Genomic DNA, 21,973 nt, shown 5'->3' with positions numbered 1-21,973 from the left:
AGTCCCCCTCGTTCTGCGGTGGCGTGCGTTCCGTCGTGATGCCCAGGTTCGTGTTGTCCTGGTTTTCGTGTTGTCCTAGTTGGAGTGCGGCTGCGGCCCGAGCCGGATCGCCAGCAGCTGGCGCCGCAGCACCTTCCCGGTCGCGTTGCGCGGCAGCTTCGGCACGACGACGACCTCGCGCGGGACCTTGTGCCGCGCGAGCCGGGTCCGCACGAACTCGCGCAGCTCCCACACGTCGATCCGGGCGCCCGCGACCGGCACCACGAACGCGCGCAACCGTTGCCCGTACTCGGGATCCGGCACGCCGAGCACCGCCGCGTCACGCACCCGGTAGTGCGTCATGAGCAGGTTCTCCACCTCGACCGGGTACACGTTCTCGCCGCCGGACACGATCATGTCGTCCTCGCGGCCGTCGAAGTACAGCCGGCCGCTCGGGTCGAAGTGGCCCAGGTCGCCGGTCGCGACGAGGCCGTCGATGCGTTCCTTCTGCGAGCCGTCGGTGTACTCGTCGACGGTCAGCGAGCCGCGCACGAAGATCCGGCCCGTCACGAACGACCGGGTGATCCGGTTCCCGTCCTTGTCGTAGATCCGGACGATGCAGTTGTGCGGTGGCATGCCGACACTCGACGGCGAGGCCTCCAGGTCCTCCGGCGTGGCCACGGTGGCGACCGCGACCTCCGTTGAGCCGTAGAGGTTGTAGAGCACCGGTCCCAGCACGGCCTGGGTGCGCTGCACGAGATCCGTCGCGATCACGGAACCGGAGCAGAACACGACGCGCAGGTGGCTCAGGTCGAACGAGTCGATCACGGACCGGTCCAGCTCCATGATCCGTTGCAGCATCGTCGGCACCATCACGATCGTCGTGCAGCGCTGGCCCTGCACCGACCACAGCGTCTTGCGCGGGTCGAACCGGCGTTGCAGCACCGCGCGCGAGCCCAGCGACATGGCGAGCGTCAGGTGCGAGTAGCCGACCGAGTGGAAGATCGGCGCGGCGATGAACGTCGATTCGTTGGAGCGCATCGGGATGCGGTCGAGGAAGTCGGACGCCGTCAGCACCGACTTGATCTCGCGGGCCGTGCCCTTCGGTACGCCGGTCGTTCCGGAAGTCAGCTGGATGACCACGCCCGGTTCGCGCGGCGGCTCCAGCTCGCCGCGCGGCGCCTTGGCCACCAACTGGTCCAGCGTCGGCGTGCGGCGGTCGAGTCCGTCGCGCGACCACGCGAGCCAGCGCGGGATCGACGGCGGCAGCTGGTGGAACAGCGGGGTGAACTCCTCGTCGTGAATGACGAGGGACGCGCGTTCACGTTGCAGGAGATCCAGAACGACCGGCGCGGCGAATCCCGTGTTCACCAACAGCACGCGCACGCCGAGCTTCGCGCACGCCAGCAGCGACTCGACCATCCCGCGGTGGTTGCGGCACATCAGCGCGACGATGTGGGTGTGCTGCACCCCCAGCGAGCGCAGACCCTGTGCGATCGCGTTGGAACGCCGGTCGAGCTGCCGGTAGGTCACCGAGCCGCGTTCGTCGACGATCGCGACGCCGTCCGGGTTCAGCAGGACGGACCGGCGCAGTGCTGTGACGTTCGGTCCCCAGACCTTGACCTCTTTCAACGCCTGCATGGACATCTTGAAGTTCGTGAGACTGACCATGCCCGCGGCGGACAAGACACGGAGTGAGTGCACCCGGCCCATGGCGTCGCGAAACACCTTGCGCAACCTTGGCATCAACAGCTCCTCGCGCTGCAAGTCCCCGAGGTATTCGGACGGTAACTGTCCGCAAGGCTCACGCCAAGTGTTGTTCCATGCGGAATTCGCATGACAACGGGACATTTGGAACTGTAAACGTTTTCACGCCACTCCTCCCCGGCAGCGCTCCGTCCCACTGGTGCGTTCGCGGGAGTCTGACCGGTCAGACCAAGAAGCCACGCAGCAGCGACGCCGTTCCGTCGAGGTGCTCGGCCATCGCCTGGCGCGCCGAGACCGGGTCTCCGTCCAAAATGGAGGCGATGATGCGCTCGTGCTGGGCGTTGGAGTGGGCGAGGTTGGGTTCGAGCAGCGGGATGCCGTCCAGCAGCTCGTTGGCGCGCATCCGCGACTCGGCGACGGCCGCGGTGAGCGACGCCGACCCGGTGGCCTCGGCGATCGCGAGGTGCAGCCGGGAGTCCTTGCGCCGGTACTCCCCCAGCGACGCCGTAGAGGCCTCTTCCAGCCGGGCCCGCAGCCCGCGTCGTTCGGCGGGCCCGAGCGAACGGCCAGCCGCCGTTTCCGCGGCGCCCGTCTCCAGGACCTTCCGCAACGTCAGCGCGTCGTGGATGTCGCCGAACTCCTTGCCGGGAGCGGGCTTCGGGATCACGGCGTTGACGAACGTGCCGCCGTACCGTCCCCTTCGGGACTCGACGTAGTGGTTCTCCTGCAGCGACCTGATGGCTTCGCGCACGGTCACCCGGCTCACGCCGAGCCGGGTGGCCAGTTCCCGTTCGGACGGCAGCCGTTCGCCCGGCGCGACGACGCCGAGCCGGATGGCCTGCATGAGCCGTTCGACGGTCTCCTCGAAGGCGTTGCCCGCCCGCACTGGGCGGAACAACGCCTCCTGCGCGTGTTCCATCATGTCGTTAGAGCGGTGTCACGTACGCGCCGGCGATGCCGCCGTCCACGAGGAAGTTCGACGCCGTCATGAACGACGAGTCGTCGGACGCCAGAAACGCGACCGCGGCGGCGATTTCCTCGGGTTCGGCGAACCTGCCGAGCGGTACGTGCACGAGACGCCGTGCGGCCCGCTCCGGGTCCTTCGCGAACAGTTCCCGCAACAGCGGGGTGTTGACCGGCCCGGGAGACAACGCGTTGACGCGAATGCCCTCGCGTGCGAACTGCACACCGAGCTCACGCGACATCGCCAGCACGCCGCCCTTCGACGCCGTGTAGGAGATCTGCGACGTCGCCGCACCCATCGTCGCGACGAACGACGCGGTGTTGATGATCGAGCCCTTGCCGTTGGCCTGCATGTGCGGCAAGGCGTACTTGCAACACAAATAAACCGACGTGAGGTTCACCTTCTGCACGCGCTCCCACGCCTCGATGCCTGTCGTCAGGATCGAGTCGTCGTCGGGCGGCGAGATACCGGCGTTGTTGAACGCGATGTCCAGCTTGCCGTAAGTGTCCACAGTGGTCTGGAACAGCGCTTTGACCTGTTCCTCGTCGGTCACGTCGACCTGGACGAACAGTCCGCTGACCTCGTCCGCGGCCGCCTTGCCCGTCGCCGGGTCGAGATCGGCGACGACGACCTTCGCGCCCTCGCTCGCAAATCTGCGCACGGTTGCGAGTCCGATGCCGCTGCCGCCACCCGTCACGACGGCCACGCGGCCCTCGAGTCGCTGCACCATCTCTGTTCTCCTTGCTCAGGTTTGCCCGGAATCAGGTAGCGATGAAGACGTTCTTGACGTCGGTGAAGGAGTCCAGCGCGTCCGGACCGAGTTCCCGGCCGAGACCCGACTGCTTCACGCCACCGAACGGCGTCCAGTAGCGAACGGACGAATGTGAGTTGACAGACAGGTTTCCGGCCTCGATCGCCCGCGAGACGCGGATCGCGCGGCCGACGTCGTTCGTCCAGATCGAACCGGACAGGCCGTACTCGGAGTCGTTCGCGATCCTGATCGCGTCGGCCTCGTCGGTGAACGGCAGCACCACGACGACCGGTCCGAAGATCTCCTCGGTGACCGTCCGGTCGCCGGGTTCAGGAGTGAGAACCGTCGGCGGGAACCAGAATCCCGGTCCGTCCGGCGCGCTTCCCCGGAACGCGACAGGGGCGTCGTCTGGTACGTAAGACGCGACCTTGCCGAGGTGCGCCGCGGTGATGAGCGGCCCCATCTCGGTCGCCTCGTCGCCGGGCTCGCCGACCTTCACGCCCTTGACCGCGGGCTCCAGCAGTTCCATGAACCGGTCGTATACGCTCGCCTGCACGAGGATTCGCGATCGGGCGCAGCAGTCCTGCCCGGCGTTGTCGAACACGCCGTACGGCGCCGTCGCGGCCGCCTTCTCCAGGTCTGAGTCCGCGAAGACGACGTTGGCCGACTTGCCGCCGAGCTCCAGGGTCACCCGCTTCACCTGGTCCGCGCAGCCGGCCATGATCTGCTTGCCGACCTCGGTCGAGCCGGTGAAAACGACCTTGCGCACCAACGGATGCGTGACGAACCGGTGGCCGACGACGCTGCCCTTGCCCGGCAGCACCTGGAACACGCCCTCCGGCAGCCCTGCCTCCAGCGCGAGCTCGCCGAGGCGGATCGCGGTCAGCGGCGTCACCTCGGCGGGCTTCAGCACCACCGTGTTGCCGGCGGCCAGCGCGGGCGCGAACCCCCAGCCGGCGATCGGCATCGGGAAGTTCCACGGCACGATCACACCGACGACGCCGAGCGGTTCGTGGAACGTGACGTTCAGCCCGCCGGGAACCGGGATCTGCTTGCCGAACAACCGTTCCGGCGCGGCCGAGTAGTACTGCAGCACGTCCCGGACGTTGCCCGCCTCCCAGCGCGCGTTGCCGATGGTGTGCCCGGAGTTCTCGACCTCCAGCTGGGCCAGTTCCTCGTTGTGCGCGTCGACCAGCTCGGCGAACCTCCGCAGCAGCCGGCCGCGATCGCCGGGGGCGACGTTCCTCCAGCTCTCGAACGCCTTCTGCGCCCGGACGATCGCCGCGTCCGTCTCTTCGAGAGAGGTGTGCGGCACAGACCGCACGACCTTCTCCGTGGCGGGGTTGATGACGTCGAACGTCACTCGTTTCTCCTCACGGCGCTCTGTTGGGCAACCTCGACGAGAGCCTCGAACAGCCTCAGGTCCTCGATGTCCTGCTCCGGGTGCGACTGCACGCCGACGACGAACCGCGCGCCTTCCAGCTCAACGGCTTCGACCGTCCCGTCGGGCGCCTTCGCGGTGACCCGCAGGCCGTCCGCGACGCGGTCCAGCGACTGGTGGTGATGGCACTGCACGGTCGTCGCGTCGCCGAGAACGTCGTGCAGCCGGGAGTCTCCGACGACCTCGATGTCGGTGTGCCCGAAGACGCCCGGCGCGGGGTTGTGGCCCTCGATGTGCTGGTGCAACGTGCCGCCCAGCGCCACGTTGAGCACCTGCATGCCGCGGCACACGCCGAGCACCGGCAGGTCGAGCTTGAGCGCGGCGTCCACCAGGGCGAACTCGGCGTCGTCGCGGTCGCGGCGCGGTTCGCCGGTCATCTCGTGCTTGTCGGCACCGTAGGCGGCGGGGTCGATGTCCGCGCCGCCCGCGATCACCAGTCCGTCCAGGAACGCGATGCTCTCGGCGGTCCAGGTGCCGACCGGCGGCAGCATGACCGGGTTGCCGCCCGCCTGCACCACGCAGTCGAGGTAACCGCGGTAGAGCACCGCGGCTTCCACGTCCCAGTGCCCGAAGCGCGTGCGCTCCAGGTACGTGCTGATGCCGATGAGTGGCTTAGAGGCGCTCAAACCCGCGTACCTTCTCCCAGTCCGTGACCGCCGCCTCGAACGCTTCGAGCTCGACCCTCGCCGCGTTCAGGTAGTGGTCGACGACCTCCTTGCCGAACGCCTCCCGCGCGATCTCGCTGGCCGCGAAGAGATCCGCCGCCTCCTTGAGCGTGGTCGGCACGGTCGGCCGGTCCGAGGCGTAGGCGTTGCCGACGAACTCGTCCTCCAGCTCCAGCTTCTGCTCGACGCCGTGCAGGCCGGCCGCGATCAACGCCGCCACCGCGAGGTACGGGTTCACGTCGCCGCCGGGCACCCGGTTCTCGAACCGCAGCGACTGCCCGTGGCCGACGACCCGCAGCGCGCACGTGCGGTTGTCCCGGCCCCACGCCACCGCGGTCGGTGCGAACGAGCCCTTCACGAAACGCTTGTAGGAGTTGATGTTCGGCGCGAGGAAGTAGGTGAACTCGCGCAGGGCCGCGAGCTGGCCGGCGAGGAAGTGCTTCATCATCTCCGACATGCCGTGGCCCTCGGCGAACACGGGCTCGCCGTCCTTGGAGCGCAACGACAGGTGGATGTGGCAGGAGTTGCCCTCGCGTTCGTTGTACTTCGCCATGAACGTGAGCGACTTGCCCTGCTGTGAGGCGATCTCCTTGGAGCCGTTCTTGTAGATCGCGTGCTGGTCGCACGTCCGCAGCGCCGTCGTGTACCGGAACGCGATCTCGTGCTGGCCGGGGTTGCACTCGCCCTTGGCCGACTCGACGACCATGCCCGCGCCCGTCATGCCGTTGCGAATGGCCCGCAGCAACGGCTCAACACGCGCGGTGCCGAGCAACGAGTAGTCGACGTTGTACTGGTTCGACGGCGTGAGGTTGCGGTACCCGGCGTTCCAGGCCTGCTCGAACGTGTCGTCGAAAACGATGAACTCGAGCTCGGTGCCGACGTAGCACTCCAGCCCGAGCGCGGCCAGCCGGTCGAGCTGCTTGCGCAGGATCTGCCGCGGCGAGGCGACGACGGGATCGCCGTTCTCCCAGACGAGATCGCACATGACGAGCGCGGTGCCCTCCTGCCACGGCACCCGGCGCAGCGTCGCGACGTCCGGCTTCATCACGAAGTCGCCGTACCCGCGGTCCCAGCTGGACATCTCGAAGCCGCTGACCGGGTTCATCTCGACGTCGACGGCGAGCAGGTAGTTGCAGCCCTCCGCGGAGTGGCCGAGAACCTCGTCGAGGAAGTACTGCGCGGCACACCGCTTGCCCTGCAGGCGGCCCTGCATGTCCACGATCGCGACCAGCACGGTGTCGATCTCACCGGTGTCCACGGCCTCGCGCAATTCCTCGACGGTCAGCATCTCGGCGTTCCTCCAAAGGTATGCCTGCGAGCCATTGGCGGGACCATCTTGACACCACCAGGTGCCGAGCGCCACCCTCAACCACCGGTTTAAAGGACTAGTAGGAGTCCATATGGCCAAGCACGTCGAGTACGAGAAGGTGAGCAGCGACTACCTGGAGCATCGTCAGCTCAAACGTGGTGCGGCAGGGTGGGTCCTGCTGGCCGGGCTGGGTGTCTCGTACGTGATCTCCGGCGACTTCGCCGGGTGGAACTTCGGCCTCGCCCAAGGTGGCTGGGGCGGCATGCTGGTCGCCACGATCCTGATGGCGACGATGTACACGTGCATGGTGTTCGGTCTCGCCGAACTGGCCTCCGCACTGCCCGTTGCGGGTGCCGGCTACGGATTCGCGAGGCGCGCGCTCGGCCCGTTGGGCGGGTACGCAACAGGTATCGCCATTCTGATCGAGTACGCCATCGCACCCGCGGCGATCTCGGTTTTCATCGGCGACTACATCAAGGCTCTGGGTCTGCTCGACGCGACATGGCCGGTGTACCTGGCGTGCTACATCGTCTTCGTCGGCATTCACCTGTACGGCGTCGGCGAGGCGTTGCGGGTCATGTTCGTGATCACCGGCGTCGCGGTCGTCGCCCTGGTCGCGTTCGTGGCGGGCATGATCCCGAAGTTCGATTCCAGCAAGCTCTTCGACATCGGCGACGGCTCGTTCCTGCCGATGGGCGTCACTGGTGCATGGGGCGCGATCGTGTTCGCGATCTGGTTCTTCCTCGCGGTCGAAGGCGTGCCGCTGGCCGCGGAGGAAGCCAGGGACCCGAAGCGCGACATGCCGCGGGGCATCATCGGCGCGATGGTGGTGCTGCTGGTGTTCGCCGCGGCCATCCTGCTGGTGGCACCGGGTGGTGCGGGCTCCAAGGTCCTGGAGGCGTCGGGAAACCCGTTGCCAGAGGCGGTCCGCGCGGCCTACGGCGGCGACACCTTCCTGGCGCAGCTGGTGAACTACGTCGGCCTGGCAGGCCTGGTGGCGTCGTTCTTCTCGATCATCTACGCCTACTCGCGGCAGCTGTTCGCCCTGTCCCGCGCCGGGTATCTGCCGCGCTGGCTGTCCAAGACCGGCAAGCGCAAGACGCCGTACCTGGCCCTGATCGTGCCGGGCACGATCGGGTTCGCCCTGGCCACGATCATGAAGACGGTCGACCCGGTGACGGGCGGCGCACGGCTCATCAACATCGCGGTGTTCGGCGCTGCTCTGTCCTACGTGCTGATGATGGTGTCGCACATCGTCCTGCGTAAGACCGCGCCGGATCTGCCTCGGCCGTACCGCACCCCTGGCGGTGTCGTCACCACGAGCGTGGCTTTGGTGTTGGCCGTTGCTGCGGTCATCGCGACGTTCTTCGTCGACGAGATCGCTGCTGCGGTGACTGCGGGGATCGTGTTGATCGCCGTTGCCTACTACTGGTTCTACAGCCGTCATCACCTGGTCGCGAACGCTCCGGAGGAGGAGTTCGCGGCGATCGCGAAGGCGGAGGCCGAGCTCGACTGACCGAGCTCCAGTACACGGCACAGCCTCAGAAGCTGTGCCGTGTGCTGCCCCACTTCATGGAATCCGCACCCGCAACAATGGCCAACTCGGCCACACCGATCTGTGCCGCGGCCGGCACGACTTGCGAGTTCGCCATCATCGACAGAAAGCTCATCACCACGGCCGCGCCGCGTACGTCTTTGAGTCTGTGGCACGCCCTCAACGCGCTGCGGTACTGCCGTTTGGCCTTGCGCAGCTCACCGATCTCACGACGGGCGTGCCCGAGCTGAACGTCGGCGACGATCCCGGCGGAGGGGTCGATGAAATTCGCCTTCCCGACGAGCGGCTTCAGGATCGCAATCGCTTTGGCTGGATCGCCGAGTCCGCGATGCGCCGCAGCCATGTTGATCAACACGCGCTGCTTTCCCAGCTCGTCACCGAGCTTGCCACGGATCGGCAATGCCAGCTCGTACAGTTCGATCGCTTCGTGCAGGTTGCCCAGCAGCTGGTGCGCGTTGCCCAGGTTGAGCAACGCGGTGCACTCCAGGTTCAGGTCACCGACTTTTCGCGCATGAGCCAGAGCCATCACATGTTGCGGCACCGCCTTCTCAGGCTCACCCGCTGCGCGGTAGGCGCTGCCGAGCGACACGCGTGCTCGTGCCTCACCGTCGGCGTCCTTGAGGGAGATGCAAGCGTCAACCGCAGCGCGCGCCACGTCGCTCCAGTCGCCGGGTCTTCTCAGCAGGAGGTACGGCTTCATGGCCGCGGCCAGATCGCGTTTGAGCTGGCAGGTTGTGGCGGCGAACATGGCCACGAGATTCGGCCACTCGTCGTCCATCCACATCAGTGCGCTCTGCTCGTCCGCGAACCTCTCGCAAGGTGTGCCCGCCGGATCGAACCACTCCACTGCGTTCCGAACGCCTTCGAGGTAGTGACGGGTCAGTCGCCGAGCTGCCACCCGACACAGCTGATCGTCGTCCGCGAGCTCTCTGGCGAACAGGCGCAGCAGGTCGTGCATCACCCACCGGCCGCGCTGCCGATGCTCGATCAACGAGGCCAGTTGCAGCTTTTGAAGGACCCGACGAGCTTCACGTTCCCCGGTCCCGAAGAGGTGTGCCGCCGTTCTCAGGCTCAGGTCCGGCCCTCGATTCACCCCCAGCAGGCGGAACGCCCGTTGTTCGTCGGCGCTGAGCTGCTTGTAGGAGTGAGCGAAGGCCGCCCGCACGGAGCGTGCGTTCAGGTCCAGTTCGGCGAGGCGAGTTCGTTCGTCCTGCATCGAAGCGACGACATCGCCGATCGTCCGAACCGGATCGCCCTTGAGCCACGCGGTGACGATCCACAGCGCGAGCGGCAAACCGCCGCACAGCTCAACGAGCGTGTCTGTACCCGTCTCGCGGAGACGAGCAGCGTCCAGCTCCACGCTGAGCCAGTGCCGGAGCAGCTGGATGCAGGCGTCATCGGGCAGCACAGGCACGGTGATGTGCTTTGCACCCTCCAGCTCCGTGAGCCTGTGCCGGCTCGTCACCAGCAAGCGGTGAGCCGGGTTGCCCGGTATCAACTGCTGCAGCCTGGACGCCGACGAGACGTTGTCGACGATCAGCAGCGTCGGCGGCCTCTCGGCGAGCACCGTCTGCCACAGACTCACGCGACCCTGAACACTCGGCGGGATGTGCTTGACCGGCACACCGGCGGACACCAGCAAAGTGTCGAGCGCCTGCGCAACCGTGAGCTGCAGGTTCTCGTCGTCGTACCCCTGCATGTCGATCATCAGGAAGCCGCCGGGGAACTGCCCCCGGACCTGCCAGGCCACGTACGTGACGAGCGTTGTCTTACCGATCCCCGCCATACCGTCCACGGCCGCGACGGCGATCGATGAGCCCGGACGAAGCACGTCGAGCAGTGCCGTCACCTGGTCATCGCGGCCAACGCACAAAGGCTCCCGTGGTAAGCCTTTCGACGCGGTCATGGGTGGTGTGTCCACGTTCAGCGCGATCGTACCGGCCTGCACGACCTTGCCGAAAACTGTGCCGTGCGCATGGTTGGTCTGCTTGGACACCGAGGGAGTATGGCAGCACCACCTGGGATCGAGCACCTCATGGCAGGATCGGGCCTGTGAGTGACATTCAACGAGTGGGAGTCGTCGGTTCCGGCCTCATGGGTTCCGGAATCGCCGAGGTGAGCGCCCGCGCCGGCCTCGACGTCATCGTCGCCGAGGTCAACGTGGACGCGGCCGCCGCAGCGCAGGGGCGGATCGCCTCATCGCTGGCCAGGGGCGTCAAGTCGGGCAAGCTGAGTGAATCCGACCGCGAGGCCGCACTGGGCCGCATCCGGTTCACCACCGACATCGGCGAGTTCGCCGACCGGCAGTTCGTGGTCGAGGCGGTCGCCGAGAACGAGCAGATCAAGACCGATGTCTTCACCGCGCTCGACAAGGTCGTGAAGGACGAGGACGCCATCTTCGCGTCCAACACGTCATCCATCCCGATCATGAAGCTGGGCATGGCGACCCAGCGCCCCGAGCAGGTCATCGGCGTGCACTTCTTCAACCCGGTGCCCGTGCTGAAGCTCGTGGAGATCGTGCCGTCCCTGCTGACCGGCGCCACCACCCAGGTCCGCGCCGAAGCGTTCGTGCGCGCCACCCTCCACAAGGAGGTCATCCGCTCGCAGGACCGCGCCGGCTTCGTGGTCAACGCGCTGCTGATCCCCTACCTGCTGTCCTCGATCCGCATGCTCGAGTCCGGCTTCGCCTCGGCCGACGACATCGACAACGGCATGGTGCTCGGCTGCGCGCACCCCATGGGCCCGCTGCGCCTGACGGACCTGATCGGCCTCGACACCACGAAGGCGATCGCCGAGTCGATGTACGACGAGTTCAAGGAGCCGCTGTACTCGCCGCCGCCGTTGCTGCTGCGGATGGTGGACGCGGGCCTGCTGGGCAAGAAGTCCGGCCGCGGATTCCACAACTACGCCAAGTGATCTGACGCGAAAGGCCCGCTCTACGGAGCGGGCCTTTTCGCTCCCTGACCGCAGCACCAGTTGGCAGTAGAAATACGCTCGATGATCTTGAGTTGGTGGTACTTGCAGACGCCAGAAGCCGACGACGCGCGAGGCTAGACAGCGGCTTCCAGCCGGTTCATCGAGTGCTGGATCAGTCCGACCAGCACGGTCTTCGAGGACTCCCGGTCCCGCGCGTCGCACAGCACCACCGGAATCGCCTCGTCGATGTCGAGCGCGTGCCGGACCTCGTCCACCGTGTACAGCTGCGACCCGTCGAAGCAGTTCACGGCGACGACGAACGGAATCCCGCGGTGCTCGAAGAAGTCGATCGAGGGGAACGACGAGTCCAGCCGCCGCGTGTCCACCAGCACGATCGCGCCGATCGCACCGGTCGCGAGCTCGTCCCACATGAACCAGAACCGGTTCTGGCCCGGCGTGCCGAACAGGTACAGCACGACCGTCGTGTTGATGGTGATGCGCCCGAAGTCCAGGGCGACGGTCGTCGTGTCCTTGCCCTCGATCCCGGCGAGGTCGTCGACGTGCACGCCGGCCTCGGTGAGCAGTTCCTCGGTCCGCAGCGGCGGGATCTCGGACACCGACGCGACCATGGTGGTCTTGCCGGTGCCGAAGCCGCCCGCGATGACGATCTTGACCGCGGTCGGCACGGTCAGCTGGACGTCAGATCCCACGAACACCATCCAGTACGGCCTGCAGGAGATTCCGGTCGGGAATCTGGGGGGAGGAGTTCTGCACGATCACGTCACCGCGTTCGATCAGGTCCGACAGCAGGACCTTCACGACGATGAGGGGGACGTCGAGGTAGGCGGCGACCTCGGCCACCGACAGCGGGCGTGCGCACAGGGCCATGATCTCGCGATGTTCGACCGTCAGCGACGTCTGGTCGGACGCAAACGAGGAGGCACGGACCTGCGTCACCAGGTGCAGATCAGGCGCGTTCGGCCGGGTGCGGCCGCGCACCATGGCGTACGGCCGCACGAGAGGCCCCGCGGCCTCGTCGTACCACCAGTCCTCCCGCGCGGTCATCAGCGCGACTCACGCGCCGAGGGGACGGTCGCGGTCTCTGCGCGCGGGGCCGACGAGAGGTAGGTGCCGACCCGCTTGACCAGCATGTTCATCTCGTAGGCGATCATGCCCATGTCGGCGTCCTCCTCGCCCAGCACCGCGAGGCACGCTCCGTGGCCGGCCGCCGTGACGAACAGGTAGGCGTGCTCCATCTCGACGATGGTCTGCCGCACCGCGCCGCCGCCGAAGTGCCGGCCCGTGCCGCGGGCGAGCGACTGGAACGCCGACGCCATCGCGGACAGGTGCTCGGAGTCGTCGCGCGACAGCCCTGCCGAACGGCCCAGCAGAAGTCCGTCCGCCGACAGCACGACCGCGTGACGGGCGCCGACCACGCGCTGGATCAGGTCCTCCAGCAACCAGTTCAGTTCGCCGTGCTGGCTGGTGTTGTCCTTCATGACGAGGGGGCTCCTTCTGATCTCCAGTCGTCGGTCAGCCGAGCGTCACGGGTGCCGCGCTGGAACGCGGCGAGCCCGTCTCGGGTCCGCTCTGCTGACCTGTCGCTGCTCATCGGATCGACGGGCGGTGGCTCCTCAGAGGACTGCATGAGCTGCGGCGCGAGGTTCTGCCGCTTCTTCCTGCGGGGAAGGGGTGTCTTCCCGTCCGGCGGAGGTGCCGCGGGGGTTGGTTCGTCCACCGATGCGTTTGTTGCGGAAACGTCTGGGGGCGGCGTCGAGTTCACCATCGCGGTCAGCCCGGCGTGCAACGCCTCGTGCACCTCGGGCGTCACGGTCACCGGGAAGCTCGGGTGTTCCTCGACGTGGCCGTGGTGGTGGTCGTGGAACGACCGCACCGGCATCTGCGTGGTCTCGGTGATGTCGCCGGCGGCGCTGTGCGGGGCGACGATGTTCGGCGGCAGCACGCACAACGCGACCGTGCCGCCGTAGGGCGAGTCGCGCAGCTCCACCTTGATGCCCCGCCGCGCGGCGAGCCGGGCGACGACGAACAGGCCCAGCCGGGACTCCCCGCGAAACGCCATGGTCTCGAAGTCCGGCGGGTTGGAGAGCTTCGCGTTGGCCTGGAGGCGCTCCTCCTGCGTCATGCCGAGCCCGTGGTCCTCGATCTCGATCACGATCCCGTGCGGCACGGCGTTGGAGTGGACGATCACCTCGGACCGCGGCGACGAGAACGCCGTCGCGTTGTCGACGAGCTCCGCGAGCAGGTGGATGGTGTCGGCGACGGCCACGCCGACCAGCGCGCGGTCCGGCACCGGGTTGACCCTGACCCGGACGTACTGCTCGGTCTCGGCGACCGCGGAGCGGATGACGTCGCTCAGCCGCACCGGCTTGCGCCACTGCCTGCCCGGCTGCTCGCCGGCGAGGATGATCAGGTTCTCCGCGTTGCGGCGGGCCCGCGTCGCCAGGTGGTCCAGCTGGAAGAGCGAATCGAGCTGGTCGGGGTGCTCCTCCTCCCGCTCCAGCTTGTCGAGGATCTTGAGCTGCCGGTGGACGAGCCCCTGGTTGCGGTGCGCGATGTCGAGGAAGACCCGGTTCACACCCTCACGGGCCTGCGTCTCCTTCACCGCCGCCGCGACCGCCGTGTACTGGGCGGTGTTGAACGCGTCCGCGACCTGGCCGATCTCGTCGTTGCCGTAGTCCAGCGGGGGCATGTCGCGGTGGACGTCCACCTGCTCGCCGCCACGCAGGCGCGCCACGATGTGCGGCAGCCGTTCCTGCGCCAGCCGCAGCGTGTCCTCCCGCAACGACGCCAGCCGCGTGACCAGCGCCCTGCTCACGAGCCGGTTCGAGATGCGCAACGCCAGCACGATGCCGACGACGACCGCGAGCAACGCGATGAGGCTGCCGATCAGCACGGCGGTGAACCGGCTGTTGGCCTTGGCGAGGCCCAGGTCGGCGGCGTCCCCGACCTGCCGGACCGCGATCCCGACGAGCTTGTCGTGCACCGGACCGGCCGCCGCACGCCACTGCTGGTCGGTGACGGCCGTGTCGTTGTTGATGATCCGGCCTTCGAGGTCGAGCAACGTCCGGTACTCCGAGCTCGTGCGCAACTCGTCGTACTGCGCGCGCGGCTGCTCCAAGGCGAACGGGATCGTGGAGTCGATGCTCGAGTGATAGGCACCCACGAGCCGCACGAACTCAACGCGCTCGGCCGGGGTGAACGTGCCGTTGAGCAACCCGCGCGAGCCGATCGTGGTGCCGCGGGACATCCAGTCGGCGGCCTGGAAGATCGTGACGGCCTGGATGTTCGCCTGGCCGGACTCCGCGTCCGGCACGAGCCGCGCCTGGCGGGAGAACAGCGCCACGCCCGCGTCGAGCAGGCTGTTGTAGTAGTCGTAGACCGCCTGCGGGTTCGCCGCGCCCGACGCGACCTGCGAACGCTGCTGCGGCAGTTCGTTCAACACCGAGTTGAGGGCGTTGATCCGGTCGGCGATGTCCTGCGGCGAGCTGTCCGAGAGCTCGGCGAACGCGTCCTTCATCTTCCGGACCGACTCGTCGGTCGCGTCCTGCTGCCGCTTCAGCGCGGCCGCGTCCACCCCGCCCGCCTTGCTCAGCACCTCAAGGCTCAGCTGACGTTCCTTCTGCAGCCCGACGAACGCCTCGACGGACGGGATCGCGGCGTCCTTGACGCTCGACGCGATCGACCGCATGTAGATACCGTCAAAAAGGGTGTAAGAGGAGAAAACGGCCCACATGACCAGGAGCACCACGCTGGGAACGACCACGACACCGGCCAGCCGCGACCGAATGGTCCGGGGGTTGGTCGGTGTGTAACCGCTCTTCTCGTTCACAGCGCTCTCACGGTCTCCTGTGTCCCACGGCTAGCGCTGCGGGTAACCCGAGTCACTCCTTCGGCTGAAATTAGGTTACAAGTAGCGATCATCGTTACCCAATGACAGCGATCACACGCAGTACGCGGTTGGCAGGCTACCCAGTCGAGTGAGCGGAGCAACACCCGGTACGAGGGTTCTCACAAGGCAAGAACCCCCGTACGGGCTAGTTCTGGCGGTCGTTCTACGGCCGCTCCACCGCGACGACGGTGTAGGTCGTCTCCGGCGTCGGCGGCGTGCTGAACCGGGCATTCGGCAGGTAGAGGCGTTTGCCGAACGCGGCGACCGTCGTAGGAACGTCGAACCGCGCGTCCGTGCGTTCCGCCGCAAGCGTCGCGCCGTCACGACTGAGGGTGTAGCGCGCGACTTTGTTCAGCCTGTTTTGCACCACGTACAACTGGCGCCCCTCACGCAACAGACCGTCACCATTCGTGAGTGTTTGACCGTGCAAATTAACACTTGTGGTCATGCCCGATCGTGCATCGATTCGGAACAGCAGCCCGGTGTTGCTCTGCACGGCGAGCAGGCCGCCGTCGAGCCCGGTGACGATGCCGTTGAGGTTCGTCGCGCCGGGCGTGACGACGAGGTCGCCGGTCAGCGCCAGGGTCCGGTGCGGCTTGAGGTTCAGCGGCACCTCGTACAGGACCGCCTTGCGCGAGTCGGTGAACCACGCCGACCTGTCGGTCAGCACGACGTCGTTGACGAACGTGTCCGTGGTCGCGAACTTGAACGTCGCGAGCAACACGCCCGTACGGGTGTCGTAGACGCGTCCGTCGCCACCGACACCACCCGCGACCCACAGCCGTTTGCGCCCGTCGACCTTCATGCCGAGCGATGGCGTGCCCGGCCCCTTCGCGAGCACCTTGCCCTTGCCGGTGCGCAGGTCCGCCGCGTAGATCGACCCGTCGGCCCGCGACCCGAAGTAGGCCGTGGTGCCGCTGATCGCGATGCCTTCGGGTTGCCACCCGTTGGGCAGGGAGAACTCCGTCGGGAACTGCTGGGAACCGTGCTGCGAACCGTCTGCGGTGGCCGGCGCGGCCGCGGTGAGCGTGACGCCCAGAACCGCCGCGAGCAGGACACCGAATCTGCGGTACATGCCGCCTCCTCCTCGGATTGGGGTGCGCCTCGATCCTTCTCCAGGTGGCGGCCGAACCGGAGTTTTCTCAGCAATCCGACATGTCTACAGCTCAGCGGCGGCGCCCCGGCCTGCCAACTCGGGCCACTGCTGCCACTCCACGCCGGTCGGCAGCTCTCCCCCGGTCTCCATGAACTCGACGCACGCTCGCAGCACCGCATCAGCAGGGCACTGGGCGCTTGCCGGAAACTCGTTGTCGCTGTTCATGTAGTAGTACAAGACGATTTCAGCCTGCAAAGGCCCGGTTTCCCGGTTCCTGCTGTACAGGCCGCGGCGATGGTTCCCGCCCGCGTACCGCAGCACTCCAAGGTCCCCGTTCAGTCCCACGTTCAAGATCACCCGGTTCGGGGAAGCGGCGTCGAGAACCTCGAGCAAGATCGGGTAGTCAACTCCCCGTACCCTCAGGAGGAGTGCCTCCAGCTCTGCGGAAGTCCGGACCAGCGTCGGTTCGTCGGTGCCCTCGTCACCCCAGATTTCTAGCTCCACGACGCTGCTGCCCCTCCTGTGTAGGTCTTCGTCATGAACCGGCCGTCTGGCGTCACTCCTGGACCGTCAGGCTGCTGCCCTCGGGAAGCACGACCGGAAGCAGCGTGTCACATCCGAATCGCCCCCTGCAGGGAGTGTTGTTCAGGACCACCGTCGCGTGTTGGATGCCGTTGCGCGCCATGTGGACCGCGATCTTGATCTCCACATCCGCAGCCGTTACCGGCGTGCCCGGTATGCCCATGTCGAGGAGATGTTGCTCGGCAGCCTGCCACCACTCATCGTGGCCGCTGATCAACTCGCGTGCGGGCGTGTCGAGCGAATCGGCGTCCGTGAACCATCGGCCGTGGGTCTTCCGGCCCGATCGAGGTTGCACCGGCGGCGGAAGGTCGCGGCGCAATTGGTCGACGTGCTCGGGGCTACCTGGTTGAGGAGGCCTTTCTCGTGACGGTCTCTGCGGCAGAGCCGCTGTTCGAGCTCCTCCTGCGCTGGTAGGTGTGCTCCTGTCGAGCTCCAGGCTGTGCAGGATCTTCTGAGTTCCGTCTACTCCAGCCCCAAGGTGACGGTGAAGTTCTGCCATGCCCTCAATGGCATCCGTGAACTGCGCGCTCGCAGTCTCGACGTCCGCTTGGAGGCTGCCTTCGGCGGCTGACTTCAGCAGGTCCCGTGCTTCCTCTGCCCACTCCGCGGCGGTTCGAAGCGCGGCGCCGGCCTCCACCGCCTTGTCGAGCACCGCGTTGAGCCCCTCGCCGACTTCTCCCAGTGAAGCCACACCTCAACACCTCGCCCGTTCCTGGCAATCCGACATGTCTACAGCTCAGCGGCGGCCTCGGCGATGAGCTCCAGCGACTCCCCGGTGTCCAGCGCCAGCTGCCGCGAGCCCGCGAACCTCTGCGCGCACTGCTCGACCAGCCCCGGTTCCTCGACGTACTCGCCCTTGACGAACGTCTCCAGGTACGCCACGTCGTTGTGCTGGCGGTGCGGGAAGCCCAGCAACGTGAACGGCGACCCCATCGCCGGATAGGCCCCGGCACCGCGCGGCACGACGCGCACGCTCACCGTCGGATGTTCGCTGACCTCCATCAGGTGCAGCAGCTGCGCCTTCATCACCCGCGGCCCTCCGACGACCTGCCGCAGCACGGCTTCCGGGAACACGGCCTGCACGATCAGCGGGTCCTTGTCCTTCAGGCGGCTGGACCACGCCTCCCGCGCCATCGCGAACCGGGCGATGCGGACCGGGTCGTCGGCCTGCATCGCGGCGTTGGTGTAGCCGGGGAGTTGAAAGACGGCCGGCACGAGGTCCGTCGTGAACACGCGCAACAACGTCGCCTCGAACACCAGATTCACGAAGTCCGCGGCCGGATCGAAGTTCAGCGCGGTGCCGAGCGCGCGCGTACGGACTTGTTCCGCGTGCTGCGCGCGCAGCACCACGGCTTGCCATTCCGGGGTCGGCACCTTGTAGACGTAACCGAGCGCCATGACGTCCACGGGCGACGAGGGCTGCACCGCGTTCTCCATCATGGACAGCTTGGCGCTGCTGAAGCCCACGCGCTGGCCGGCCTCGGTGAGGCTGAGCTCGCGCTCGTTGCGCCACCCGGCCAGCTGCCGCCCGATGGCGCGTTCGAGCGTCGTGGCCCGGAAATCCTTCGGCATACCGCGAAGGATATGACCAATTCGGATTCCCGAATGGGACCACCCGGTGTGGACAACCCTTTAGCACCGGATTTCCTCGTTTATCCGAACCCTATGCCGTTAAACGACCGTGCGTGCAATTTACTATTGATAGCGCTTCGTGCGCGCGTGAGCACGCACGAGATCATGGAACCTGAACGCGTCGTCTCCGACCTCGGTCAGCAACGACTTCTCCACCAGGTCGTCCAGCGCGTCCTCGACGTCGCAGTCGGACTCCCCCGCGATCGCCGCCGCCGCCGGAACGCCGAACGTGCCCGGCTGCCACGCGCACAGCCGGTAGAGCCGCGCCTGCCGTTCCGGAAGCTCCACATAGGACCGATCGAGCAGCTGCCCGATGCGCCCGTCGTCGGCGAGCGGTTCGACGTCGATCTCCTGCGACTGCGGGAGGTTCAGCTTCACCCGGCTGGTCACGAGCACCGTCCCGGACGCGGGCAGCAGCCGCGTCACCTGGTCGGCGGAGTCCACGTTGTCCAGCAGAAGAGTGAACTGCCGTCTGATCACGAGGCTGCGGAACACCGCCGGCCTGTCGTCGGCGTCCACGCCGGTGAGCCGGAACGCCCGCAACAACTGATCGAGATCCTGCGTGGCCAGATCGACGTACAGCTGGTCGCCGGATCGCCGTTCCTGCAACCACTTCAGCGCCAGCGCGGTCTTCCCCACCCCGCCGGGGCCGCTCAGCACCGTCACCCCACCGGCCCTGATGCCCGCCAGCTCGGCGTCCCTGCCCACGAAGTGCCGCGGCGGCAGCGGTGGCCGGAACTGCGGAGGCACCTCGTTCCAGCCGCGGAAGCGAATCGCGCCTGTGGCGGTGCCCGCGGTGCCTGTGGTGCCCGTCAAAACGTCACTCATCACCCGTACCTCCCCAACACGTTGAAGTTACGGGCTTTCCTCTTCTTACGTCAGACAGCCATAGAGTGATCGCACGTCAGTGCGGCACCCGTGTTCGACGTGGCGGTCTTCACCTGACGCCCGTTGATGATGATCTTGCACGTGAGCTCGCCGTGCACGCCTTCAAGCCTGATCGCCACCCGCCCCTTGCGCGCGCCCATCCGCTCGAACGGCATGTCGGGGTTGCGCAGCGTCCGTTCCTCCTCGCCGGGAAACGCGTAGGTGAGCTGATCGGTCGTGCCCGATCCCTCCACCACCACACGGATGTTGGGCGCTACCGCGCAGCCGGTGCTTCCGGCCAGCAGCAGGCCCACGAGTAAGGCGGCGGTCTTCATGTCGGGAACGGTAGGAAACAGGGGCCCGCGGACACATCAGCCTGAAGGCTCAAGAAGGGTCCACCATCAGACTGACAACCCGAGGCGGCGCAGGCATTCCTCGACCCGGAACCGCTCGATCTCGCGGTCCATCCCCTCCGGCAAGAGGCGCAACCGGTGCTCTACCTCCAACGCCGCGCAAGCCTGCACGAGCAGCGCGTCATAGGCCTGACGAGCGGCGATCTTCTTGACCGCCGACGTCCCCGGCTCGAAACAGGCCAACGTCCGGCGCACACGACGAAGGTCGGCCGCGATTCGTTCGATCGGCCGATGGTCGGACACCGGGGCAGGTGGACGAAGCCTGCGCAGCACCTTCATCAGATCGAAGGCCACCCCTCCAAGCTACCCCGCCTGCAGCGCCAGGAAGAGGTCCACGCGGGCCTCGAACTCCGCCAGGTCGATCCCGAGCAGGTCCTCCACGCGTCCCACCCGGTACCGCAACGTGTTCACGTGGACGTGCAGCTTGGCCGCCGCCGCGGTCCACGAGCCGGAGCAGTCCAGGAACACCTTCAACGTCCCGGTGAGATCCGACCCGTGCTCGGCGTCGTAGTCCAGCACCGGACCGAGCAGCCTTCGCCGCAACGACGTCCGCAGCTCTTCCGGAACCCCGGCGAGCAGCAGTTGGTAGAGCGCGATCTCCTCGCCCGCCACCACGCACGTGCGACCGCCGCGCCGTTCGCCGAGCCGACGCGCGTGCGTTGCCTCCTCCGCGGCGCCACGCAGGCCGCGCCATTCGACCGGCGAGCTGATGCCGATCAGGACCCGGGACGACCCGAGGCCCGGTTCCATCACACGCATCGCCTCGCGCACGTCGTCCGGCAGCGAGTCGTCGGCTTTCGCGACCGCGTAGACCATGTCGCCGACGGGCGTGACCAACGCCTGCGGCAGCGTCTCCTCCAGCACGGCGGCCGCGAGGTCCGTGCGCTGATCGGAGGTGACGGCGCTGATCACCCGCAGGCGGGTGTTCTCCAGTCCGGCGGCGGCCAGCCGTGACTCGACGTCCGCCGAGCCGGTCAGCACCGCGGTGACGAGCGGGCCGGCGGTCCGGTTCTCGATCTGGCGGCCCTGGGCCTGACGGAGGCGTTCCAGCCCGACCAGGGACGCGAGCTCGGCAGCGGCCTCTTGCTGCGGTTCGCCGCCCACGACGAGGATCCAGCTGGTGAGCCGGTTGCCGCCGCGTTCGGAGACGGGCACGAGCGTCATGCCCCTGACCGTCTTCGGGAGCCTGTCGGCCTGCAGGAACTCCTTGACCAGCGTGACCCGATCCAGCAACTCGCCGCCCGCCACGACCCGGCCGGCCGTCGACAGCACCCAGCACGGCGCGTTCAGCTCGTGGCCGCCTGCCAGCAACAGCGCGGGCAGACCGGAGCCCTCCGCGACGACGTTCAGAAGCCGGCGGTGGCGGGACAGGCCGACGAGCTCCATCGACACGCGTTCGGTGATCGTCGCGAACGACAGGTCGACCGGCACCTCCAGCAGCGGCACGTGGTGGCGCACGCAGGCGTCGACGAGATCGGCGGGCAGTGACCGGTTCTCGGTCTCGGACGCGGCCAGGCCGGCCACACGGGCCGTGGCGAGCGAGCGGACGAACGTCTCGGAGTCCTGCGGGCTGTGGTGCCAGAGCAGGCCGGACAGCACGAGCTCCCCTCCGGACAGATACCGGCTGGGGTCGGGCAGCTCCGTTCCGTACACGCGGGTGACCGTGCGATCGAGCTGGTCTTCACCGGTTTGCAGGCTCAGGCGCAGTTCCGGCATCTGCAGCAACGTCCGCAGGAGCAACATGAGAGGTCACTTTCGTCCATTCGTGTTTGTAGGAAAGCACAAATTCGTTACGTGTAGGAGCCTGCTGATTCATGTGTCCCGGCCGTAGAGGTACGGACCTCTGGGTCTGTGTACTGGCTCACAACGAGATGGGAGGGCGAGTGACGATCTCCACGCATGTGCTGGACGCGGCACGAGGCAGGCCGTTCGCGGGCATCGCCGTGTCGCTGCAGCGCCGCGACGGGACCGAGGTGGGTGCCGCCGAGACGAACGCCGATGGCCGGATCACCGGATGGGGTGATGGCCTGGAGGCCGGGGTGTACCGGCTGGTGTTCGACACGGCGGAGGCCGCGCCGTTCTTCCCCGAGGTCGTGCTCACGTTCGACTACTCCGATCCGGCGCAGCACTACCACGTGCCGCTGCTGCTCTCGCCGTTCGCCTACTCCACCTACCGAGGTAGCTGA

Annotated in this window: 22 protein-coding genes; 3 read left to right on the top strand and 19 right to left on the bottom strand. The window is 67.4% G+C overall.

The features are described 5' to 3' along the window. Nucleotides 1-75: 75 nt before the first annotated feature. From SK803_RS36840 to SK803_RS36815, 6 genes are all read right to left on the bottom strand, one after another. Nucleotides 76-1,725, bottom strand: coding sequence for an AMP-binding protein (locus tag SK803_RS36840; protein ID WP_319970815.1), 1,650 nt, complete (start codon nucleotides 1,723-1,725; stop codon nucleotides 76-78). A 184-nt stretch (nucleotides 1,726-1,909) separates the two neighbouring features. Next, the gene (locus tag SK803_RS36835) at nucleotides 1,910-2,608 is read right to left on the bottom strand and encodes a FadR/GntR family transcriptional regulator (protein ID WP_406601637.1); all 699 of its coding nucleotides are present in this window, start codon (nucleotides 2,606-2,608) and stop codon (nucleotides 1,910-1,912) included. Between the two features lie 4 nt (nucleotides 2,609-2,612). Continuing rightward, on the bottom strand, nucleotides 2,613-3,380 hold the full coding sequence (locus SK803_RS36830) for a 3-oxoacyl-ACP reductase (RefSeq protein ID WP_319970814.1): 768 nt from the start codon (nucleotides 3,378-3,380) through the stop codon (nucleotides 2,613-2,615). Between the two features lie 31 nt (nucleotides 3,381-3,411). Then, a complete protein-coding gene (locus SK803_RS36825; protein ID WP_319970813.1) occupies nucleotides 3,412-4,764 on the bottom strand; it encodes an aldehyde dehydrogenase family protein in 1,353 nt (450 codons plus the stop codon). After that, nucleotides 4,761-5,468, bottom strand: a complete 708-nt coding sequence (locus SK803_RS36820) for a gamma-glutamyl-gamma-aminobutyrate hydrolase family protein (protein WP_319970812.1) — start codon at nucleotides 5,466-5,468, stop codon at nucleotides 4,761-4,763. Before SK803_RS36820 ends, SK803_RS36825 begins: the two co-directional genes overlap by 4 nt. Next, entirely contained in the window at nucleotides 5,455-6,795 is a 1,341-nt protein-coding gene (locus tag SK803_RS36815) for a glutamine synthetase family protein (protein WP_319970811.1), read from the bottom strand. Before SK803_RS36815 ends, SK803_RS36820 begins: the two co-directional genes overlap by 14 nt. 112 nt (nucleotides 6,796-6,907) lie before the next feature. On the opposite strand from SK803_RS36815, the gene eat reads away from it, so the two are divergent. Further along, entirely contained in the window at nucleotides 6,908-8,332 is a 1,425-nt protein-coding gene (eat, locus tag SK803_RS36810) for an ethanolamine permease (protein WP_319970810.1), read from the top strand. Between the two features lie 25 nt (nucleotides 8,333-8,357). Here eat and SK803_RS36805 read toward each other — a convergent pair whose 3' ends face one another. After that, nucleotides 8,358-10,367, bottom strand: coding sequence for an ATP-binding protein (locus tag SK803_RS36805; protein WP_319970809.1), 2,010 nt, complete (start codon nucleotides 10,365-10,367; stop codon nucleotides 8,358-8,360). Nucleotides 10,368-10,423: 56 nt separating this feature from the next. Here SK803_RS36805 and SK803_RS36800 point away from each other — a divergent pair, with 56 nt between their 5' ends. Next, nucleotides 10,424-11,287: a 3-hydroxybutyryl-CoA dehydrogenase gene (locus SK803_RS36800; protein ID WP_319970808.1), complete on the top strand. Its 864-nt coding sequence runs from the start codon at nucleotides 10,424-10,426 to the stop codon at nucleotides 11,285-11,287. A 134-nt stretch (nucleotides 11,288-11,421) separates the two neighbouring features. On the opposite strand, the gene SK803_RS36795 is transcribed toward SK803_RS36800, so the two are convergent. The 12 genes from SK803_RS36795 to SK803_RS36740 all read right to left on the bottom strand — a co-directional run bounded on the left by SK803_RS36795 (nucleotide 11,422) and on the right by SK803_RS36740 (nucleotide 21,530). Next, nucleotides 11,422-12,006 (bottom strand): GTP-binding protein, encoded by a 585-nt coding sequence (locus tag SK803_RS36795; RefSeq protein ID WP_319970807.1) that lies wholly within the window; start codon nucleotides 12,004-12,006, stop codon nucleotides 11,422-11,424. Beyond that, entirely contained in the window at nucleotides 11,987-12,352 is a 366-nt protein-coding gene (locus SK803_RS36790; RefSeq protein WP_319970806.1) for a DUF742 domain-containing protein, read from the bottom strand. Before SK803_RS36790 ends, SK803_RS36795 begins: the two co-directional genes overlap by 20 nt. After that, complete coding sequence (locus SK803_RS36785; protein ID WP_089913172.1) at nucleotides 12,352-12,786, bottom strand: roadblock/LC7 domain-containing protein; 435 nt, start codon at nucleotides 12,784-12,786, stop codon at nucleotides 12,352-12,354. Before SK803_RS36785 ends, SK803_RS36790 begins: the two co-directional genes overlap by 1 nt. Next, complete coding sequence (locus SK803_RS36780) at nucleotides 12,783-15,137, bottom strand: sensor histidine kinase (protein WP_319970805.1); 2,355 nt, start codon at nucleotides 15,135-15,137, stop codon at nucleotides 12,783-12,785. The genes SK803_RS36785 and SK803_RS36780 overlap by 4 nt, the downstream gene beginning before the upstream one ends. A gap of 223 nt (nucleotides 15,138-15,360) precedes the next feature. Continuing rightward, complete coding sequence (locus SK803_RS36775) at nucleotides 15,361-16,272, bottom strand: NHL repeat-containing protein (protein WP_319970804.1); 912 nt, start codon at nucleotides 16,270-16,272, stop codon at nucleotides 15,361-15,363. Between the two features lie 84 nt (nucleotides 16,273-16,356). Further along, a complete protein-coding gene (locus SK803_RS36770; RefSeq protein WP_319970803.1) occupies nucleotides 16,357-16,797 on the bottom strand; it encodes an Imm1 family immunity protein in 441 nt (146 codons plus the stop codon). Nucleotides 16,798-16,849: 52 nt separating this feature from the next. Next, nucleotides 16,850-17,566: a DddA-like double-stranded DNA deaminase toxin gene (locus SK803_RS36765; RefSeq protein WP_319970802.1), complete on the bottom strand. Its 717-nt coding sequence runs from the start codon at nucleotides 17,564-17,566 to the stop codon at nucleotides 16,850-16,852. A 38-nt stretch (nucleotides 17,567-17,604) separates the two neighbouring features. Beyond that, the gene (locus SK803_RS36760) at nucleotides 17,605-18,447 is read right to left on the bottom strand and encodes a helix-turn-helix domain-containing protein (RefSeq protein ID WP_319970801.1); all 843 of its coding nucleotides are present in this window, start codon (nucleotides 18,445-18,447) and stop codon (nucleotides 17,605-17,607) included. A 123-nt stretch (nucleotides 18,448-18,570) separates the two neighbouring features. Further along, nucleotides 18,571-19,335 carry an ATP-binding protein gene (locus tag SK803_RS36755; protein ID WP_319970800.1) on the bottom strand — a complete coding sequence of 255 codons (765 nt, stop codon included), beginning with the start codon at nucleotides 19,333-19,335 and terminating at the stop codon, nucleotides 18,571-18,573. Between the two features lie 50 nt (nucleotides 19,336-19,385). Next, on the bottom strand, nucleotides 19,386-19,709 hold the full coding sequence (locus SK803_RS36750; protein ID WP_319970799.1) for a hypothetical protein: 324 nt from the start codon (nucleotides 19,707-19,709) through the stop codon (nucleotides 19,386-19,388). A gap of 66 nt (nucleotides 19,710-19,775) precedes the next feature. Further along, nucleotides 19,776-20,081: a hypothetical protein gene (locus SK803_RS36745; RefSeq protein ID WP_319970798.1), complete on the bottom strand. Its 306-nt coding sequence runs from the start codon at nucleotides 20,079-20,081 to the stop codon at nucleotides 19,776-19,778. A gap of 9 nt (nucleotides 20,082-20,090) precedes the next feature. Then, nucleotides 20,091-21,530: a PucR family transcriptional regulator gene (locus tag SK803_RS36740; protein ID WP_319970797.1), complete on the bottom strand. Its 1,440-nt coding sequence runs from the start codon at nucleotides 21,528-21,530 to the stop codon at nucleotides 20,091-20,093. Nucleotides 21,531-21,658: 128 nt separating this feature from the next. Here SK803_RS36740 and uraH point away from each other — a divergent pair, with 128 nt between their 5' ends. Next, nucleotides 21,659-21,973 (top strand): hydroxyisourate hydrolase, encoded by a 315-nt coding sequence (uraH, locus tag SK803_RS36735; RefSeq protein ID WP_319970796.1) that lies wholly within the window; start codon nucleotides 21,659-21,661, stop codon nucleotides 21,971-21,973.

This window comes from Lentzea miocenica (genome assembly GCF_033949945.1).
Classification (GTDB): domain Bacteria; phylum Actinomycetota; class Actinomycetes; order Mycobacteriales; family Pseudonocardiaceae; genus Lentzea; species Lentzea miocenica.
This window is presented reverse-complemented; position numbering and strand designations above follow the sequence as displayed.